Raw genomic sequence first — 19,087 nt, 5'->3', positions numbered from 1 at the left:
CGATGAATTCAGACATTATCGTTGCTTAATATAAGAAAAGTAAAAGCTCAACGAGCTGAAAATAATCAAAAAAATTATGAAAAAGACAATTTCTATATTATTTCAATAGAAATTGTCTTTTTTACTTATCTTGAACCTTTTTGTACCAGCTTCTTTTTATATGAAAATTATAAGTTCATTTTCCTAAATAGTCACTCTTGCTATTTCTCCCATACTATTCATAAATTATGATTTGTGTGGAATGTTATTGCGCTTTATACCCAATTAAATTAATTAAATCTTTTGGATGACTATAAGGAGGTGCATATGCTACTTCAAATTCTGTTAAATCATCCACAGTAGCATTATTCATCATTGCCATTGATAATACGTCTATTCTTTTATCGGCACCTTGTTTACCAACTGCTGCTGCGCGTATAAGTTTTCTCGAGTCTTTTTCAAAATAAACACGTAAATGTAGTGGTGAATTTCCTGGGTAATATCCTGCATGAGCTCCTTGCTTAACTTCAACCATATCATAATCGAAATTTTTAAGTTCATTTGGTTTGATGCCAACACTTGCTAATGTATAGTCAAAAAATTTCACTATATTATTTCCTAGATAACCTTTAAAGTGAATAGACGAATTTCCAGAAAGTTGTTCAGCTATAATACTTGCACCACGGTGTGCTCCCCAAGCAAGTGGAACCTGTGCCGGTAAATTCACATGACGATAATGTGAAGTAATAACATCACCTAATGCATAAATATTTGGTATATTTGTTTGGAAATTATGATTTACTGGGATATAACCTTTATCATTCAGTATGACGTTAGATGATTTAATAAATTGTGAATTTGGATGAGTACCTACACCTTCGATAATAAGATCAAAGTTTTCAACTTTACCAGATGTGAATGTAACTTCATGTCCATTTACTTGACTAATTTCTTCGTTAAATCTATAAGTGATATTTCTCTTTTCTATTTCGTCGATGATGGGTTGATTCATATCTTGATCCATCAGTTTATTAATATTTGTAGAGCGATGAATCCATGTGACATCCAAACCTCTATGATGTAAATTTTCAAGGACTTCTAAAGAGATGTAACCCGCGCCAACAACAAGTGCACGTTGTGCTTTGGTATTCGTAATAAAGGTATCAATTGTTTCAGTATCTTCGAGATTTCGCACAGTAAATGAGATATCACTATGAGTGTTTAATCGATTTGCAGATGCGCCAGGACTTAAAATCAATGTATCGTAACTTTCTTCAAAAGTTTGATTAGTTTGATGATTTAAGACAGTAACTGTTTGTCTCTCATCATTGATTTGTATAACTTCATGGTATGTTTTTACAGTGATTTGCTTTTTGTCATAAAATTGATTGGGCGTGTATGCTAAAACTTTACGACGGTCCTCGATAACGTTGCCAATATAATAAGGTAATGCACAATTAGCAAAGCTCATGTCTCTATCTTTTTCAAAAACAATGATTTCACTCTCTTTATCTAATCTTCGAATTTGACTTGCACAAGTCGCACCACCAGCAACTGCACCGACTATTATAATTTTATTCATAGCTGTCTCTCCTTTATATATGTATGATATTAAAACACGTATGCCTTTTTAATCATCACTTGGATTGTTTATTCAACTTAATAATAACGTATTTTCAAATTAAAAAAGTCATTTAAATAACGACCTATTCCGTCTTCATTATTACTATACGTAGTCTCATTTGCTATTTCCTTTAAATCTTTCAAGCCATTGGCCATTGCAATGCCATGGGTCGCAAACTTTATCATTTCTATATCATTGTCCTCATCACCAAACGCAATGATATGATTGTCGGCGATGTTTAAATAGTTTTGAACATGCTTGATTCCACGTGCTTTGTTAATCCCACGCTTCACAATTTCTATTACTGGAAACGGTGCGCCCCAACGACGATGTTCAATATTTTCTGCATAAAAATGTGTTAACATATCTTTAATTTCAGGAATATTTTCTTCTTCTGCTTCAACAAGTAATGACGTAGGTGCTTCATTAAGATTTTCAAGTAAATTACCTGTTTGAATTTTAGGATTTCCCATTGAAAAACCTTCGTAAAGTCTTGAATCATAACTATTTATAAAGACATAGTCTTTTACTTCAGCAATGATATTTGTAATATGAGATTGTTGAAGTGCTGTAATAATATTTTTAGAAATTTCCACATCAAGTACTTCATGTATCACTTTAAAATCGTTTGCTTTTGGATGATGTACAAATGCTCCATTAAAGTTAACAACAGGTGTGCTCATATTTAGTTCATGATAATACATCTGGCTTGCGCGATAGGGTCTTCCAGTAGCAATCATAACGTAGTGTCCACATTGTTGTAATTCGGTTAATACTTGTTTAGTGTAAGGTGAGATTTCTTTATTGTCATTTAATAATGTACCATCTAGATCTAGACAAATTAAATAAGGTTGCATATATTACTCCTTGTGTTGTTAATTATTATGTAACAGTATCATAGCATTTTATTGGCGTTTTGTCGGATATTTGATATATTGGTGTAAAGAAAATTTTAAAGAGGTGATACTGATGGAAGAAGCACTAAAAGATAGTATCTTAGGCGCTCTTGAAATGGTAATAGATCCTGAGTTAGGGATAGATATCGTTAATTTAGGTTTAGTATATAAAGTTGATGTTGATGATGAAGGTTTATGTACAGTTGAAATGACATTGACTTCGATGGGATGTCCATTAGGACCACAAATTATTGAACAAGTTAAGAGTGTTTTGGCTGAGATTCCTGAAATTTCTGATACAGAAGTGATGATTGTATGGAGTCCACCTTGGAATAAAGATATGATGTCACGATATGCCAAAATAGCTTTAGGCATCGGATAATATAAAGGATAGCTACTCATTGTTTGGAATAATGATGTAGCTATCCTTTTTAATTATTAAAGAAAATTCAATAAGAATTATCGTATGTTCATTTAATATTTTTATAAATTAGGCCTATAATAAAATTGAATTAATATTACAAATGTATTACAATACTTAAGACTTATAACCTTTTAATGAGGTATATCTTACGAAGTATGATAATTAACTCAATGGAAACGTGCGCTATATGATAGGGATAGCTATAACATAAGAGAATGACCTTGTTAATTTGAATGAGATAAAATTTGTTTGAATAAGTTGATTAGAAGCAATAGCGTTCGTCTTATGAAATTGATTAGTAAAAAAGTTACTTGTCTAACGAAATTTATTATTAATAGGGAAGAATGTAACAATGAGAAAAAAATTAAATAATGAATATCGCTCTGCTAAAAAAATACGATATATGCCTGGATTAGATGGTTTGCGAGCAATTGCAGTCATTGGTATTATTATTTATCACTTGAATAAACAATGGTTAACAGGTGGTTTTTTAGGCGTAGATACTTTTTTTGTTATTTCAGGTTATTTGATTACGAGCTTATTACTTAAAGAGTATGAAGATACTGGAACAATAAATCTTAAAAATTTTTGGATTCGTCGTATTAAAAGGTTATTACCAGCGGTATTTGCATTAATAGTAGTAGTTGGAATTGCAACTTTATTATTGCACCCCGAGCATATTGTAAGAGTTAAACATGATATGATAGCAGCAATATTTTACGTATCTAATTGGTGGTATATTGCTAAAGATGTCAATTATTTCGAGCAATTTTCTTTTATGCCTTTAAAGCACCTATGGTCACTAGCCATTGAAGAGCAGTTTTACCTTTTTTTCCCAGCAGTACTCTTATTATTTATGGCAATAGTTAAGAAAAAGAAAAATGTCATACTGATGTTTTGGATCATATCCCTGGTTTCATTATTAATGATGGTTGTTATTTCTCAACCTCACTTGAACCATTCTAGAGTATATTTTGGAACTGATACAAGATTGCAGACACTGCTTTTAGGTGTACTTCTAGCATTTATCTGGCCACCTTTTAAATTAAATCCCAATCCACCTAAAGGATTAAAAACTGTGATTAATAGTGCGGGTATCATAGGACTTACATTTTTAATTCTATTATTCTTTACTGTTAGTGATGAAAGTGATTGGATTTATAACGGTGGATTTTATCTTATTTCAACAATGACTTTGCTAATTATTGCAAGTGTTGTTCATCCAACGACAATTTTAGCTAAGTTATTAGGAAATCCTTTATTTGTCTACATTGGAAAGCGTTCATACAGTTTATACTTATGGCATTTTCCTGTAATTAGCTTTATTCATAGTTATTTTATTGATGGTCAATTACCAACTTATGTTTATATTATGGATATCGTAATTACTGTATTATTAGCCGAATTATCATTTAGATATGTTGAAACGCCATTAAGAAAGGAAAGTCTAAAGGCTTTTACATTTAAAAAAACTTACAAACCTCAGTTTATTAGAACAATTGTAACGTTAATTATGTTGTTACCTTTTATTTTTATACTAGTTGGAGCTTTCGATAAATTCGGAAAAGATACAATTTCAAATAAAGCACAAACATTTAATACAAACGAGGCTGATCAATATCTTATTCATATGATACCGATTGATAATATTTCGTTAACTAGCGATGGTAAAACCAAAGAGAATAAGAAAGACAATGATGTATATACACAAATTAAGCCATTATTAATTGGTGATTCAGTTATGGTAGATATAGGGGAACAATTTAAAACGAAAGTACCCAAAGCTAAAATCGATGGCAAAGTCGGTCGTCAACTCTATCAGGCCGAGAGCCTCGTTAAAAATCAATATAGACATTATAATAAACCATCAGACCAAATCATACTTGAGTTAGGTACAAATGGTGATTTTACAAAAGAACAATTAGATAATTTAATTGACAAATTTGGCAAAGCACAAGTGTATCTTGTGAATACAAGAGTGCCAAGATCATATGAAAGTCATGTTAATGAGTTGATGGCAAAAGCAGCTAAAAATAAAAAGAATGTAACCCTAATTGATTGGTATAGTCGCTCAAAAGGGCATACAGAGTATTTTGCTCCAGACGGAATCCATCTTGAAAATGATGGCGTAGAGGCATTGGCAGATGAGATATTAAAAAATATAAAGAAGAAATAATAAATTAATCATTGAGGAAGAACTCTATTCATTTGGAATTAAGTTCTTTCTCTTTTTTCATTTCTATGTCGTAATAAAATGAAAAAATAAGCTTTTATTGTTGATTAAATAGATAGGAAGGTCTATAATATAGTTAAGGTCAAAGAAAGTCAAAGTCAAATTTGATTTCTCTATATTGATCTACTCTTAATGATAGAGGTGAAATAATTTGGATATTAATCAAATGACATATGCTGTACAAAGTGCCTTACAAAAAGCAGTCGCGTACAGTAAAGAATATGAATTACAAAACATTGAAGTTGAAGCATTGTTAAAAGCTGCAATGAATGAAAATGATAGTTTATTTAAAAGTATATTAGAACGAGCAAATATTGATGTTGATCAATTAATAAAAGCATACGATAATCAATTAAGTCATTATCCAACTGTACAAGGTGACAATGTTCAGTATGGACAGTATATTAGTGCTAAAACAAATGAATTATTAGACAAAGCCGAGAAATATATGAAGTCCTATGAAGATGAGTTTATTTCTATGGAGCATATATTACGTGCAGCCATAGATACTGATGAAACTACTCAAAAATGGGTCGGCAATAAAGTAGAAGTGATAAAAGAAATTATAACTAAAGTTAGAGGGGGAAATCATGTGACATCTCAAAATCCAGAAGTAAACTATGAAGCTTTAGAAAAATATGGTCGTGATCTTGTAGAAGAAGTACGTCAAGGTAAAATGGACCCTGTCATCGGTAGAGATGAAGAAATACGTAATACAATTCGTATATTAAGTCGAAAAACAAAAAATAATCCGGTTTTAATCGGTGAACCAGGTGTAGGTAAAACTGCAATTGTTGAAGGTTTAGCACAACGAATTGTACGTAAAGACGTTCCAGAATCATTACTCGATAAAACGATTTTCGAGCTTGATTTAAGTGCCTTAGTTGCAGGTGCAAAATATAGAGGTGAATTTGAAGAACGTTTAAAAGCAGTATTGAAAGAAGTAAAAGAATCTGAAGGTCGAATCATCTTATTCATTGATGAAATTCATATGTTAGTAGGCGCTGGTAAAACTGATGGTGCTATGGACGCAGGAAACATGTTGAAACCAATGCTTGCGCGTGGTGAATTGCATTGTATAGGTGCTACGACATTAAATGAATATCGTGAATATATTGAAAAAGATTCAGCATTAGAACGTCGTTTCCAAAAAGTTGGGGTCAGTGAACCTGATGTTGAGGATACAATATCAATTTTACGTGGTCTAAAAGAACGTTATGAGGTCTACCATGGTGTACGTATACAAGACCGTGCACTTGTTGCAGCGGCTGAGCTATCTGATAGATATATTACCGATAGATTTTTGCCAGATAAAGCTATAGATTTAGTCGACCAAGCGTGTGCGACAATACGTACAGAAATGGGATCAAATCCAACAGAGTTAGACCAAGTAAATCGTCGAGTAATGCAATTAGAAATTGAAGAAAGTGCCTTGAAAAATGAATCTGATAACGCAAGTAAACATCGTTTAGAAGAGCTTCAAGAGGAATTATCTAATGAAAAAGAAAAACAATCCTCTTTAAAATCACGTGTTGAACAAGAAAAAGAAAAAATTGCTAAAGTACAAGAAAAACGTGCTGAACTAGATAGTAGTCGTCAAGCTCTTGAAGATGCACAAACAGAAGGTAATCTTGAAAAAGCAGCAGAATTACAATATGGTACAATTCCGCAATTAGAAAAAGAATTGCAAGAATTTGAGGAAGCCTTTCAAGATGAAACTGGCGAAGATAGTGAAAGAATGATTCGTGAAGTCGTTTCAGATGAAGAAATAGGCGACATAGTTAGTCAATGGACAGGTATACCTGTATCTAAACTTGTGGAAACAGAAAGAGAAAAGCTATTAAGTTTAAGTGACATCTTACACAAACGTGTAGTAGGTCAAGATAAAGCAGTTGATTTAGTATCAGACGCAGTAGTTAGAGCACGTGCTGGAATTAAAGATCCGAATAGACCAATCGGAAGTTTCTTATTCTTAGGACCTACTGGAGTAGGTAAAACTGAATTAGCAAAATCGCTTGCTTCATCACTTTTCGATTCTGAAAAACATATGATTAGAATTGATATGAGCGAATATATGGAAAAACATGCTGTATCACGTTTAATTGGTGCACCTCCAGGTTATGTAGGTCACGATGAAGGTGGTCAATTAACTGAAGCAGTTAGACGTAATCCATACTCAGTTATTTTGTTAGACGAAGTTGAAAAAGCACATAGCGATGTTTTTAATGTATTACTTCAAATACTAGATGAAGGTCGTCTTACGGATTCTAAAGGTAGAAGTGTTGACTTTAAAAATACCATTATCATCATGACTAGTAATATTGGTTCACAAGTATTACTTGAAAATGTAAAAGATGCTGGTGAAATTAGTGATGATACAGAGAAAGCAGTTATGGACAGTCTACATGCATACTTCAAACCTGAAATATTAAATCGTATGGATGACATCGTGTTATTTAAACCATTATCAGTTAATGATATGAGTATGATTGTAGATAAAATTTTAACACAATTAAATATGAGATTATTAGATCAACATATCTCAATTGAAGTGACAGAAGAAGCGAAAAAATGGCTAGGTGAAGAAGCGTATGAACCACAATTTGGTGCAAGACCATTAAAACGCTTTGTTCAACGACAAATAGAAACTCCAATTGCACGTATGATGATTAAAGAAAGTCTACCTGAAGGTACAATAATTAAAGTAGATTTAAATGACAATAAAGAACTTGATTTTAAGGTTGTTAAACCTACGTCTTAATCTAGCAAAATATTAATTTGTAAAATAAAAAGAGTCCGGGTCATAAAACTATGTCCCGGGCTCTTTTATAATATAAAGGCAGTTGATGATTGAATTAAAAATACGTTAATATCAATCTTTTCAACACATGTTATAGGAGGACAAGCATTCATGCCCTCCTACACTATTATTTAAAGAATTAAGATTCGTATTGATTTGAACCTTTAGACGGCTTAAGAATTGGATCTAAAATAGCTACAACAATAGTGAAGATGACAGCAATAATAATTGGATTAATTACATTTAGTTCTGGTCCACTATTTAAGCTATTCAATACGAAATTAACCATTTGAAGTAACAATACTGCCCAAATGAATGTCATGAGGTATCTCATATTATATAACCTCCACTTGTTTATTCGTTAACTCTATTTTAAGTGATAATATCTTATTTGTATAGTATAAATCTAAGACGTTGGTTATCTCATACTTTTAATTAAAAGTAAAATAAGAAATTAGAGTATGTTGCAATTATAAAGATGTATTTAGTGAAGTTTGTTAAAATACATAATGGAAATGTTTTGTATTGATTGGGAGGCTCTCTGCTTGAGTTTAAAAACATGAATATGTTAAATTAATACCTGGTATTAAAAATTTTTTAAGAAGGTGTACAACCATGAATGTGGGTATTAAAGGTTTTGGTGCATATGCACCTAAAAATATTATAGACAATGCCTATTTTGAGCAGTTTTTAGAAACTTCAGATGAATGGATTTCTAAAATGACTGGTATTAAAGAAAGACATTGGGCAGACGAAGATCAAGACACATCTGATTTAGCATACAATGCAAGTATTAAAGCGATAGAGGATGCCGGCATTCAGCCAGTAGATATAGACATGATTATCGTTGCTACAGCTACTGGGGATATGCCTTTCCCAAGCGTGGCTAACATCTTACAAGAAAGACTAGGAACAGGTAAGGTTGCTACTATGGATCAACTTGCTGCATGTTCTGGCTTTATGTATTCAATGATTACTGCTAAACAATATATACAATCTGGTGATTACAAACATATTTTAGTTGTGGGTGCTGATAAATTATCTAAGATTACCGATATGACTGACCGTTCTACTGCTGTATTATTTGGAGACGGTGCTGGAGCTGTTGTCATGGGAGAAGTTGCTGAAGGTCGTGGTATCATTAGCTATGAAATGGGTTCAGACGGTAGTGGTGGTAAATACTTGTACTTAGATAGAGAAACTGGCAAACTCAAAATGAATGGTAGAGAAGTATTTAAATTTGCTGTGAGAATTATGGGTGATGCATCTACGCGTGTAGTTGAGAAAGCTGGTTTATCGTCTGAAGACATAGACTTATTTGTTCCACATCAGGCTAATATTAGAATTATGGAATCTGCGAGAGAGAGATTAGGAATAGAAAGAGAAAAAATGAGTGTCTCAGTAAATAAATATGGTAATACTTCGGCTGCCTCAATACCATTAAGTATTAATCAAGAATTGCAAAATGGAAAAATCAAAGATGACGATACTTTAGTCTTAGTTGGCTTCGGTGGAGGTCTAACTTGGGGCGCAATCGTTATTAAATGGGGAAAATAGGAGGATAACGTATGAATAAAAATAATAGAGTTGTTATAACGGGTATCGGAGCCTTATCTCCAATTGGTAACGATGCTAAAACAACATGGGACAATGCACTAAAAGGTGTTAACGGTATAGATAAAATCACAAGAATAGATACTGATGATTATAATGTACATCTTGCTGGTGAATTGAAAGATTTTAATATAGAAGACCACATTGATAGAAAAGAAGCTCGCCGTATGGATCGGTTTACACAATACGCGGTGGTTGCTGCAAGAGAAGCGGTTAAAGATGCACAATTAAATATTAATGAAAAAAATGCCGACCGTATTGGTGTATGGATTGGTTCTGGTATCGGTGGTATGGAAACTTTCGAAGTTGCACATACAACACTTGTAGAAAGAGGACCACGTCGAGTAAGTCCATTTTTCGTTCCAATGTTAATTCCTGATATGGCTACTGGTCAAGTTTCTATTGATTTAGGTGCCAAAGGGCCCAATGGTTCTACAGTAACAGCTTGTGCTACGGGGACTAATTCAATAGGTGAGGCATTTAAAATTATTCAACGTGGTGATGCAGATGCAATGGTGACTGGTGGAACAGAGGCACCTATTACACATATGGCAATCGCAGGGTTTAGTGCAAGTCGTGCATTATCTACAAACAATGACCCTGAAACAGCTTGTCGACCATTCCAAGAAGGCCGTGATGGCTTTGTTATGGGTGAAGGGGCAGGTATTGTTGTACTTGAATCATTAGATTCAGCTAAAGAGAGAGGCGCTGAAATTTACGCTGAAGTTGTAGGTTATGGTTCCTCTGGCGATGCACATCATATTACAGCACCTGCGCCTGAAGGTGAAGGTGGCTCACGAGCTATGCAAGCTGCTTTAGATGATGCTGGAATCAAAGCTCAAGATGTACAGTATTTAAATGCACATGGCACAAGTACACCTGTTGGAGATTTATATGAGGTTCAAGCGATTAAAAATACATTCGGTGATGCTGCGAAGTCATTAAAAGTAAGTTCAACTAAATCAATGACTGGACATTTATTAGGTGCTACAGGTGGAATTGAAGCTATTTTTTCTGCGCTATCAATTCGTGATTCAAAGGTAGCCCCTACAATACATGCAATCACACCAGACGAAGAATGTGATTTGGACATTGTTCTGAATGTAGCCCAAGACTTAGACATTACCTATGCAATGAGTAATAGTTTAGGATTTGGTGGACATAATGCAGTGTTAGTATTTAAAAAATTTGAAGACTAAAATTAAATAAATGTAAACAAAAATCTTCAAGTGATGAGTTATTAATTTAGCTACTCACTTGAAGATTTTTTTATATTAATAAAGATACTCCGATACTCACAATTATATAAGTGAGGTTAATAATCAATGTTGGAACTACCCATGGGGAAATAATATAACTTTCTTTTTTAACTTTTTGTGGATTGAAAAAGTGGTCATTTTTCATCATACGTTTTCTCTTAGTTGAGGAAAGTTGATACTTTAAACGACGAAATCCAAAACTTGTAGCATCAAATATTCCTTCTTGAATGAGTAAAATAAGGAAAGCAACTATAAAAATAATGAATGATGTATAAAATAAGATATTGATTAAATTTATAAAGTGATTTGAATAAAATAACCATATAATTATTGATAAAACTGGCGTAAATAATGACGAAATCAAATAAGAATTTATGGACATTAATGAAACCTCCTATCTATGCTAAATGTATTTTAACTTAATATTAGAAAAGGGTAGATTTTTATATTGCAAAAGTAAGAGAATAAAACAAAAAAAGTCATTTATCTATATTTACTATAGTACTGTAATGCAAAATGATATTGCAATTGTATAAATATTATAGATATAATAAAGATTAATATTTCTGAAAATTATGAAGGGAATGTCAATTTTGAATATTCTTTAATTTAGGAGGGTGTATATGACTAAATATGTGTTGAAACGATTGTGTTATATGTTTGTGTCGTTATTTATTGTTATAACAATTACATTTTTCTTAATGAAATTAATGCCAGGATCTCCGTTTAATGACACAAAACTTAATGCGCAACAAAAAGAAATATTAAATGAAAAGTACGGTTTGAATGATCCAGTAGCATTACAATATGTTAATTATTTGAAAAATGTAGTAACAGGTGATTTTGGCAACTCATTTCAATATCATAATATGCCAGTGTGGGATTTAGTTAAACCACGATTGATACCTTCAATGGAGATGGGAATAACAGCTATGGTTATTGGTGTTGTTTTAGGTTTAGTATTAGGTGTTGCTGCTGCTACTAAACAAAATACATGGGTAGACTATACAACAACAATTATCTCTGTTATCGCAGTATCAGTGCCGTCATTTGTCTTAGCAGTTTTATTGCAGTATGTATTTGCAGTTAAGTTAGAATGGTTTCCAGTTGCAGGATGGGAAGGTTTTTCTACAGCTATTTTACCTTCTCTAGCACTATCAGCTACAGTTTTAGCAACTGTTGCAAGATATATTAGAGCTGAAATGATTGAAGTACTCAGTTCAGATTACATACTTTTAGCTCGAGCTAAAGGAAATTCTACTTTAAAAGTGCTCTTTGGACATGCATTACGAAATGCATTAATTCCTATTATTACAATCATTGTACCTATGTTAGCAGGTATATTAACAGGAACATTAACAATTGAAAATATCTTTGGTGTTCCAGGATTAGGTGATCAATTTGTTCGTTCTATAACTACAAATGATTTTTCAGTCATCATGGCTACAACGATATTATTCAGTACTTTATTTATTGTTTCGATCTTTATTGTAGACATTTTATATGGTGTTATCGATCCAAGAATTCGTGTACAAGGGGGCAAGAAATAATGAGTAATAAAGAAGATGTTACAAACATTAATGGCGATATTTCTAATGCAACGATGTCACATACAAGTAATGATATTTCGAATACAGATTTTATTATTAGAGATTTAGACTTGAATCAAGAGCCAGAAATGCCACGTCAAAGTAAGAATTTTTGGCAAGATGCTTGGTCACAATTGAAACGTAATAAATTAGCAGTAATCGGAATGATAGGTTTGTTGCTTATAGTTATTATGGCATTTATAGGACCATTAATGAATAAACACGATTTTGCTGAGCAGAATGTTGATCATCGTAATCTCCCAGCAAAAATACCATTATTAGATCATGTTTCATTTTTACCTTTTGACGGTAAAGGTACGGACGGTAAAAATGCTTACAAAGAAGCAGGTGCGAAAGAAAACTATTGGTTTGGTACTGATCAACTTGGACGTGATTTATGGACACGTACTTGGAAAGGTGCTCAAATTTCACTTTATATTGGTGTAGTTGCTGCATTATTAGATATTTGTATTGGCGTTGTATATGGAGCCGTTTCTGGTTTCTTTGGAGGCAGGGTAGATGATGTGATGCAAAGGATTTTAGAAATTATTGCTTCTATACCCAATTTAATTGTCGTTATTTTATTCGTACTTATTTTTGAACCATCAATTTGGACTATTATATTAGCTATGTCAATTACTGGCTGGCTGGGGATGAGTAGAGTGGTACGTGGAGAATTTTTAAAATTGAAAAATCAAGAATTTGTTTTGGCATCTCAAACATTGGGTGCTTCTAAATTCAAGTTAATCTTTAAACATATATTACCTAACACATTAGGAGCAATTGTCGTTACATCAATGTTTACTGTTCCAAGTGCAATATTTTTCGAAGCATTTTTAAGCTTTATTGGAATAGGGGTGCCTGCGCCTAAGACGTCATTAGGATCTCTTGTCAATGATGGGCGTGCAATGTTGTTGATACATCCTCATGAATTATTTATTCCAGCAATCATTTTAAGTTTATTGATTTTATTCTTCTATCTATTTAGTGATGGACTACGTGATGCATTCGACCCAAAAATGCGAAAATAAAGGAGGTAAAAGTAATGACAGAAACGGTATTAGAAGTAAATGATTTGCACGTTTCCTTTGATATTGCTGCAGGAGAAGTGCAAGCTGTCAGAGGCGTGGATTTTCATTTAAATAAAGGGGAAACGTTAGCCATTGTTGGAGAATCTGGATCTGGAAAATCTGTAACAACTAAGGCAATTACAAAACTTTTTCAAAAGGATACAGGAAGAATAAAAAAGGGAGAAATCTTATTTTTAGGTGAGGACTTAGCTCAGAAAAGTGAAAAAGAACTGATACAGCTAAGAGGTCGAGATATTTCAATGATATTTCAGGATCCTATGACTTCTTTAAATCCAACAATGCAAATCGGAAAGCAAGTCATGGAACCTTTGATTAAACATAAGAAATTAAGTAAAGCAAAGGCCAAGCAAAGAGCATTGGAAATTTTGAATTTAGTTGGGTTACCTCGTGCTGAAAAACGATTTAAAGCTTATCCACATCAATTTTCAGGAGGACAACGTCAGAGAATAGTTATTGCAATAGCATTGGCATGTGAGCCTAAAATATTAATTGCTGATGAGCCTACAACTGCTTTAGATGTGACAATGCAGGCTCAAATTTTAGATCTTATGAAAGAACTACAAAATAAGATTGAAACTTCAATTATCTTTATTACGCATGATTTAGGCGTTGTAGCAAATATTGCGGACAAAGTAGCCGTAATGTATGGGGGACAGATGGTTGAAACAGGGGATGTGAATGAAATATTTTATGATCCTAAACATCCCTATACCTGGGGATTGCTTTCTTCAATGCCTGATTTAACAACCAGTAATGACACGGACTTAATTGCAATTCCAGGTACACCACCAGATTTACTTCATCCACCAATTGGTGATGCTTTCGCACGTAGAAGTCGATATGCTTTAGATATTGATTTTAAAGAAGAACCACCTTGGTTCAAAATTTCACCCACACATTTTGTTAAATCTTGGTTATTAGATGCAAGAGCTCCAAAAGTTACGCCACCTTCAATGGTTCAAAAACGATTAAGAACAATGCCAAGTAATTATGAACAACCACATAGAGTAGAGAGGGTGGCTTTTAATGAGTAATGAAAATGTATTATTACAAGTTAAAAATTTAAAACAGTATTTTAATCAAGGTAAACATAATGAAGTTAAAGCGATTGATAATATAAGTTTTGATGTTTATAAAGGGGAAACTTTAGGCCTAGTAGGAGAGTCTGGATGTGGTAAATCAACGACTGGAAAAGCCATTATCAAATTAAATGATATTACTGATGGCGCAATCGAGTATGATGGTAAAGATATTCATCAAATTAGAAAACGTAAAGAGCGATTGAAGTTTAATAAGAAAATTCAAATGATATTTCAAGATCCTTATGCATCTCTAAATCCTCGGTTAAAGGTAATGGATATCGTAGCTGAAGGAATAGATATTCACAAACTTGCTAGTAGTCAGCGTGATCGAAAGAAACGTGTATACGACCTTTTAGAAACAGTTGGTTTAGGTAAAGAACACGCGAATCGTTACCCACATGAGTTTTCAGGCGGACAAAGACAACGTATTGGTATCGCACGTGCATTAGCTGTAGAGCCAGAATTTATTATTGCAGATGAACCGATATCAGCATTAGATGTATCGATTCAAGCTCAAGTCGTTAATCTTTTATTAAAGCTACAACGTGAACGTGATATTACTTTATTGTTTATTGCTCATGATTTATCAATGGTGAAATATATTTCCGATAGAATTGCAGTGATGCACTTCGGTAAAATTGTAGAAATTGGACCGGCTGATGATATTTATAATTATCCATTACATGATTATACTAAGTCATTATTAAGTGCCATTCCACAGCCTGATCCTGATGTTGAGAGAAATCGTCAACGTGTTTTATATCATGAAGATGCAACGCTTAATGAAGAACGTCAATTAAATGAAATTAGACCACAACATTATGTATTTTCTACTCAAAACGAAGCAGTTAAATTGAAACAAAAGTATGGTTTGTCTGTTTAATAAGTTAAGAAAGGAGGAATTAAAGGATGAAAGGTTTTAAAGTCTTAATTATTTTATTAAGTGTATGCATAATTTTATCTGCTTGTAGTAATAAGCAGAGTTTATATTCAGACCAGGGGCAAGTTTTTAGGAAGGTAATCACACAAGATATGACTACACTAGATACAGCTTTAATTACAGATGCTGTTTCTGGTGATATAGCAGCTCAAGCTTTTGAAGGATTATATACTTTAAATAAAGAAGACAAAGCTGAACCAGCTATTGCTAAATCTTTTCCAAAGAAAAGTAATGGTGGCAAAACACTTACGATTAATTTAAGAAAAAATGCAAAATGGTCCAATGGAGATTCGGTAACTGCATATGACTTCGTATATGCGTGGAGAAAGGTAGTTAATCCTAAGACGGCTTCTGAGTTTGCATACATAATGAGCGATATAAAAAATGCAGATGAAGTTAATGCAGGTAAAAAATCAGTCAAGGATTTGGGTATCACGGCTATAGGTAAATATAAATTACAAGTAGATTTAGAAAGACCTGTACCTTATATTAATGAACTATTAGCACTTAATACATTTAATCCTCAAAATGAGAAAGTTGCTAAAAAGTTTGGAGAACAATATGGTACAACTGCTGAAAAAGCAGTGTACAATGGACCATTTGAAGTAACAAATTGGAAAGTGGAAGATAAAATTCAATTAGTTAAAAATGAACAATATTGGGATAAGAAGAATGTAAAATTAGATAAAGTGAACTATAAAGTATTAAAAGATCAACAAGCAGGTGCATCGTTATATGATACTGGCTCGGTCGATGATACTATTATAACTTCTGAACAAGTTGATAAATATAGAGGAGAATCTGCTTTGAATTATCGTTTAACAGCAGCAACATTCTTTATTAAAATGAATCAAAAAACAGTTCCTGAATTTAAAAATAAGCATTTAAGATTGGCTATATCTCAAGCAATAAATAAAAAAGGGTATGTCAATTCTGTTTTAAATGATGGTTCGCTACCATCAAATAATTTTACTGGAGTAGGAACTGCCGATACACCGGATGGCAAAGATTTTGCAAGAACCATCAAATCACCATTAAAATTCAACCCTGATTTAGCGAAAAAGAATTGGAGAGAAGCACAAAAAGAATTAGGAAAAAATAAATTTACTTTTACGATGAACACACAGGATACACCTGCTTCAAAAATTGCTGCCGAATATATAAAATCTCAAATTGAAAGTCATTTGCCAGGTGTGACACTCAAAATTAAACAAATGCCATTTAAACAAAAAACTACTTTAGAATTAGCAAATAACTATGAAGCAAGTTATTCAGGGTGGAGTCCTGATTATCCTGACCCAACAGCATTTCTTCAAACAATGACAAAAAATAATGCACAGAATAATACAGATTGGAGTAATAAAGAATACGATCAATTACTCAAAGATGCTAACAGCAAGCTTTTACGAAAGCCAGGTGAACGTAATACCTCATTACAAAAAGCGGAATATATCTTATTACATGAAGCGCCAGTCGCTCCTGTTTATCAAAAAGGAGAAGCACACTTAACGAATCCGCAAGTAAAAGGATTACAATATCACAAAGTAGGGCCTGAAACGACGCTTAAACATGTCTATATTGATAAATCAATCAATAGGGAGACAGGTAAATAGAAGTATAAAAATGCCTCGAAAATTATTTTCGAGGCATTATTTGTATATTATATAGTATTATCTTTTTCGACCTAAGCCCATTGCTTTTTCCATTTTTTTCAATGTTTTAAATGAAGCTTTTTGAGCTTTTTCTTTACCTTTATCTAGAATATCATCTAGGTCATCAGAATTATAAAAGCTTGCATATTTTTCTTGGAAATTAATAAGAAAATCTTTAACGATTTCCGATAAATCACCTTTAAATTTACCGTAACCTTCACCTTCATATTTAGATTCAATATTCTTAATAGATTCATTAGTTAGACCAGAATATATTGAAAGTAAATTTGAAATGCCTGGTTTATTCTCACGATCAAATTTTATTATACCGTCAGAGTCTGTTACAGCGCTTTTAATTTTTTGGGCAGCTACATGAGGTTCATCCAATAAAGAAATGAAATTCTTCTGATTATCATCACTTTTACTCATTTTTTTAGTAGGATCTTGTAAACTCATCACACGCCCACCAACTTTAGGCATTCGTACCTCTGGTTTTACTAATACATCGTTATATCTACTATTGAAACGATCTACTAAATTACGTGTCAGTTCCATATGCTGTTTTTGATCATCACCAACAGGGACAATGTTAGTGTTGTAAATCACGATATCAGCCGCCATCAATGGTGGATAAGTGAGTAGACCAGCAGGCACTCCATCTGCGCGTTTCTGAGCTTTGTCTTTAAACTGAGTCATACGTTCCAATTCACCAATAGAAGCTATTGTTGTAAGCATCCAACCAGCTTGCACGTGTGCAGGGACTTCAGATTGAATAAATAAAGTCGATTTATCTGGATCAATACCTGTTGCCAAATAAATTGCTGCGAGTTGACGTATTTGTTTGCGTAATTTTAAGCGGTCTTGTGGTACCGTTATTGCATGTTGGTCTACGATACAGAAAAAACATTCATAGTCATCTTGAACATCTACAAATTGTTTTAATGCACCAATGTAGTTACCAATTGTTGGAATACCACTTGGCTGAATTCCTGAGAATAAAGTTTCCATATTAGATGCCTACTTTCTAATTAATATTGTTTATGTAACATTATAACAGTATTTCGTTAATTTGTAAGTTGTGTTAAAATATCAATATCTGGGTATATCGTTAAAGAGAGATATACATTTTTATTTATTTTTAAGATTTCTCAGAAAAATTAGGTTTTTCTCATTTAATTTTAATCTTAGCCATTTATAATAATAAGTGTAAGATTAAGAAAGCTAAAAACTTAATTTCTTTAATTAACAAATAATTTTAAAATAATGAATTAAATTCATTCTATAGGAGAGTGAGATGTATGGTAACATTATTTACTTCACCAAGTTGCACATCTTGCCGTAAAGCGAAAGCATGGTTACAAGAACATGATATTCCGTATACGGAGCGTAACATTTTTTCTGAACATTTAACAATTGATGAAATTAAACAAATTTTAAAAATGACTGAAGATGGAACTGACGAAATTATTTCAACACGTTCTAAGACATATCAAAAATTGAATGTAGATATAGATTCATTACCATTACAAGATTTATACTCAATCATTCAAGATAATCCTGGCTTGTTACGTCGTCCAATTATTTTAGATGATAAACGTTTACAAGTTGGATACAACGAAGATGAAATTCGTCGTTTCCTACCACGAAAAGTACGTACGTTCCAATTACAAGAAGCGCAACGTTTAGTTGATTAATAATAATATTAACAACTTCCTTGAAAGATATTTGAGAGTGGAATAGAATTCTTGCTGATTTCGTTCTTCCACTTTGGTAACGAAGAATCGTGTTGAACAACGCTTAACATATGCGTATTAACAATTTAGTCATCGATTGCCATTCGTTAAAGTATGCCTAGGACATTTTTCGTCCTAGGCTCTTTCCTACGATTAGTCAAGTACTTATAA

The 19,087-nt window shown here is 32.7% G+C and carries 16 protein-coding genes and 1 pseudogene; 12 read left to right on the top strand and 5 right to left on the bottom strand.

The window, feature by feature from the left end; all coding sequences use genetic code 11:
* Positions 1–15: 15 nt before the first annotated feature.
* Positions 16–231: pseudogene (locus HMPREF2576_RS12530) on the top strand (hypothetical protein); the annotation flags it as partial.
* Between the two features lie 13 nt (positions 232–244).
* Here the strand turns inward: HMPREF2576_RS12530 and HMPREF2576_RS08570 are convergent.
* Both HMPREF2576_RS08570 and HMPREF2576_RS08565 read right to left on the bottom strand, forming a co-directional pair.
* On the bottom strand, positions 245–1,561 hold the full coding sequence (locus tag HMPREF2576_RS08570; RefSeq protein ID WP_070856324.1) for a CoA-disulfide reductase: 1,317 nt from the start codon (positions 1,559–1,561) through the stop codon (positions 245–247).
* Between the two features lie 77 nt (positions 1,562–1,638).
* Positions 1,639–2,460: a Cof-type HAD-IIB family hydrolase gene (locus tag HMPREF2576_RS08565; protein ID WP_021298853.1), complete on the bottom strand. Its 822-nt coding sequence runs from the start codon at positions 2,458–2,460 to the stop codon at positions 1,639–1,641.
* 112 nt (positions 2,461–2,572) lie between these two features.
* Here HMPREF2576_RS08565 and HMPREF2576_RS08560 point away from each other — a divergent pair, with 112 nt between their 5' ends.
* The 3 genes from HMPREF2576_RS08560 to clpB all read left to right on the top strand — a co-directional run bounded on the left by HMPREF2576_RS08560 (position 2,573) and on the right by clpB (position 7,917).
* Positions 2,573–2,881: a metal-sulfur cluster assembly factor gene (locus HMPREF2576_RS08560; protein WP_001829290.1), complete on the top strand. Its 309-nt coding sequence runs from the start codon at positions 2,573–2,575 to the stop codon at positions 2,879–2,881.
* Between the two features lie 394 nt (positions 2,882–3,275).
* Entirely contained in the window at positions 3,276–5,099 is a 1,824-nt protein-coding gene (locus HMPREF2576_RS08555) for an acyltransferase family protein (protein WP_070856322.1), read from the top strand.
* A gap of 208 nt (positions 5,100–5,307) precedes the next feature.
* The gene (gene clpB / locus HMPREF2576_RS08550; RefSeq protein ID WP_070856320.1) at positions 5,308–7,917 is read left to right on the top strand and encodes an ATP-dependent chaperone ClpB; all 2,610 of its coding nucleotides are present in this window, start codon (positions 5,308–5,310) and stop codon (positions 7,915–7,917) included.
* Positions 7,918–8,095: 178 nt separating this feature from the next.
* On the opposite strand, the gene HMPREF2576_RS08545 is transcribed toward clpB, so the two are convergent.
* Positions 8,096–8,290 (bottom strand): YjzD family protein, encoded by a 195-nt coding sequence (locus HMPREF2576_RS08545; protein ID WP_001829320.1) that lies wholly within the window; start codon positions 8,288–8,290, stop codon positions 8,096–8,098.
* Between the two features lie 281 nt (positions 8,291–8,571).
* Here HMPREF2576_RS08545 and HMPREF2576_RS08540 point away from each other — a divergent pair, with 281 nt between their 5' ends.
* Entirely contained in the window at positions 8,572–9,513 is a 942-nt protein-coding gene (locus HMPREF2576_RS08540; protein ID WP_001829261.1) for a beta-ketoacyl-ACP synthase III, read from the top strand.
* Between the two features lie 11 nt (positions 9,514–9,524).
* A complete protein-coding gene (gene fabF, locus HMPREF2576_RS08535) occupies positions 9,525–10,769 on the top strand; it encodes a beta-ketoacyl-ACP synthase II (RefSeq protein ID WP_002456630.1) in 1,245 nt (414 codons plus the stop codon).
* Between the two features lie 70 nt (positions 10,770–10,839).
* Here the strand turns inward: fabF and HMPREF2576_RS08530 are convergent, their stop codons facing one another.
* Positions 10,840–11,211 carry a DUF3899 domain-containing protein gene (locus HMPREF2576_RS08530; RefSeq protein ID WP_001829304.1) on the bottom strand — a complete coding sequence of 124 codons (372 nt, stop codon included), beginning with the start codon at positions 11,209–11,211 and terminating at the stop codon, positions 10,840–10,842.
* A gap of 241 nt (positions 11,212–11,452) precedes the next feature.
* Here HMPREF2576_RS08530 and opp3b point away from each other — a divergent pair, with 241 nt between their 5' ends.
* Genes opp3b through HMPREF2576_RS08505 form a run of 5 tightly spaced genes read left to right on the top strand, consistent with a single transcriptional unit; the run spans position 11,453 to position 17,144 of the window.
* Positions 11,453–12,379, top strand: a complete 927-nt coding sequence (gene opp3b, locus HMPREF2576_RS08525) for an oligopeptide ABC transporter permease (protein WP_001829338.1) — start codon at positions 11,453–11,455, stop codon at positions 12,377–12,379.
* A complete protein-coding gene (gene opp3C / locus HMPREF2576_RS08520; RefSeq protein ID WP_001829251.1) occupies positions 12,379–13,449 on the top strand; it encodes an oligopeptide ABC transporter permease in 1,071 nt (356 codons plus the stop codon). The genes opp3b and opp3C overlap by 1 nt, the downstream gene beginning before the upstream one ends.
* A gap of 14 nt (positions 13,450–13,463) precedes the next feature.
* Entirely contained in the window at positions 13,464–14,543 is a 1,080-nt protein-coding gene (locus tag HMPREF2576_RS08515; protein WP_001829326.1) for an ABC transporter ATP-binding protein, read from the top strand.
* Positions 14,536–15,474 carry an ABC transporter ATP-binding protein gene (locus tag HMPREF2576_RS08510; RefSeq protein WP_001829319.1) on the top strand — a complete coding sequence of 313 codons (939 nt, stop codon included), beginning with the start codon at positions 14,536–14,538 and terminating at the stop codon, positions 15,472–15,474. Before HMPREF2576_RS08515 ends, HMPREF2576_RS08510 begins: the two co-directional genes overlap by 8 nt.
* A 26-nt stretch (positions 15,475–15,500) precedes the next feature.
* Positions 15,501–17,144, top strand: coding sequence for a peptide ABC transporter substrate-binding protein (locus HMPREF2576_RS08505; protein WP_070856314.1), 1,644 nt, complete (start codon positions 15,501–15,503; stop codon positions 17,142–17,144).
* Positions 17,145–17,201: 57 nt separating this feature from the next.
* Here HMPREF2576_RS08505 and trpS read toward each other — a convergent pair whose 3' ends face one another.
* Positions 17,202–18,191: a tryptophan--tRNA ligase gene (gene trpS / locus HMPREF2576_RS08500; protein WP_070856313.1), complete on the bottom strand. Its 990-nt coding sequence runs from the start codon at positions 18,189–18,191 to the stop codon at positions 17,202–17,204.
* A 290-nt stretch (positions 18,192–18,481) separates the two neighbouring features.
* Here trpS and spxA point away from each other — a divergent pair, with 290 nt between their 5' ends.
* Positions 18,482–18,877 carry a transcriptional regulator SpxA gene (spxA, locus tag HMPREF2576_RS08495; protein ID WP_001829294.1) on the top strand — a complete coding sequence of 132 codons (396 nt, stop codon included), beginning with the start codon at positions 18,482–18,484 and terminating at the stop codon, positions 18,875–18,877.
* The last annotated feature ends 210 nt before the right edge of the window (positions 18,878–19,087 follow it).

The organism is Staphylococcus sp. HMSC063F05, from assembly GCF_001837075.1.
Classification (GTDB): Bacteria; Bacillota; Bacilli; order Staphylococcales; family Staphylococcaceae; genus Staphylococcus; species Staphylococcus epidermidis.
Note: the sequence above shows the minus strand (reverse complement) of the source record. Positions and strands in the feature narration are given on the sequence as shown.

Coding starts and splice junctions, on each gene's coding strand:
- opp3C (WP_001829251.1), top strand. CDS start 12,379: ATGAGTAATAAAGAAGATGTTACAAACATTAATGGCGATATTTCTAAT.
- trpS (WP_070856313.1), bottom strand. CDS start 18,191: ATGGAAACTTTATTCTCAGGAATTCAGCCAAGTGGTATTCCAACAATT.
- HMPREF2576_RS08560 (WP_001829290.1), top strand. CDS start 2,573: ATGGAAGAAGCACTAAAAGATAGTATCTTAGGCGCTCTTGAAATGGTA.
- spxA (WP_001829294.1), top strand. CDS start 18,482: ATGGTAACATTATTTACTTCACCAAGTTGCACATCTTGCCGTAAAGCG.
- HMPREF2576_RS08510 (WP_001829319.1), top strand. CDS start 14,536: ATGAGTAATGAAAATGTATTATTACAAGTTAAAAATTTAAAACAGTAT.
- HMPREF2576_RS08565 (WP_021298853.1), bottom strand. CDS start 2,460: ATGCAACCTTATTTAATTTGTCTAGATCTAGATGGTACATTATTAAAT.
- HMPREF2576_RS08515 (WP_001829326.1), top strand. CDS start 13,464: ATGACAGAAACGGTATTAGAAGTAAATGATTTGCACGTTTCCTTTGAT.
- HMPREF2576_RS08555 (WP_070856322.1), top strand. CDS start 3,276: ATGAGAAAAAAATTAAATAATGAATATCGCTCTGCTAAAAAAATACGA.
- HMPREF2576_RS08530 (WP_001829304.1), bottom strand. CDS start 11,211: ATGTCCATAAATTCTTATTTGATTTCGTCATTATTTACGCCAGTTTTA.
- HMPREF2576_RS08540 (WP_001829261.1), top strand. CDS start 8,572: ATGAATGTGGGTATTAAAGGTTTTGGTGCATATGCACCTAAAAATATT.
- HMPREF2576_RS08545 (WP_001829320.1), bottom strand. CDS start 8,290: ATGAGATACCTCATGACATTCATTTGGGCAGTATTGTTACTTCAAATG.
- HMPREF2576_RS08570 (WP_070856324.1), bottom strand. CDS start 1,561: ATGAATAAAATTATAATAGTCGGTGCAGTTGCTGGTGGTGCGACTTGT.
- HMPREF2576_RS08505 (WP_070856314.1), top strand. CDS start 15,501: ATGAAAGGTTTTAAAGTCTTAATTATTTTATTAAGTGTATGCATAATT.
- opp3b (WP_001829338.1), top strand. CDS start 11,453: ATGACTAAATATGTGTTGAAACGATTGTGTTATATGTTTGTGTCGTTA.
- fabF (WP_002456630.1), top strand. CDS start 9,525: ATGAATAAAAATAATAGAGTTGTTATAACGGGTATCGGAGCCTTATCT.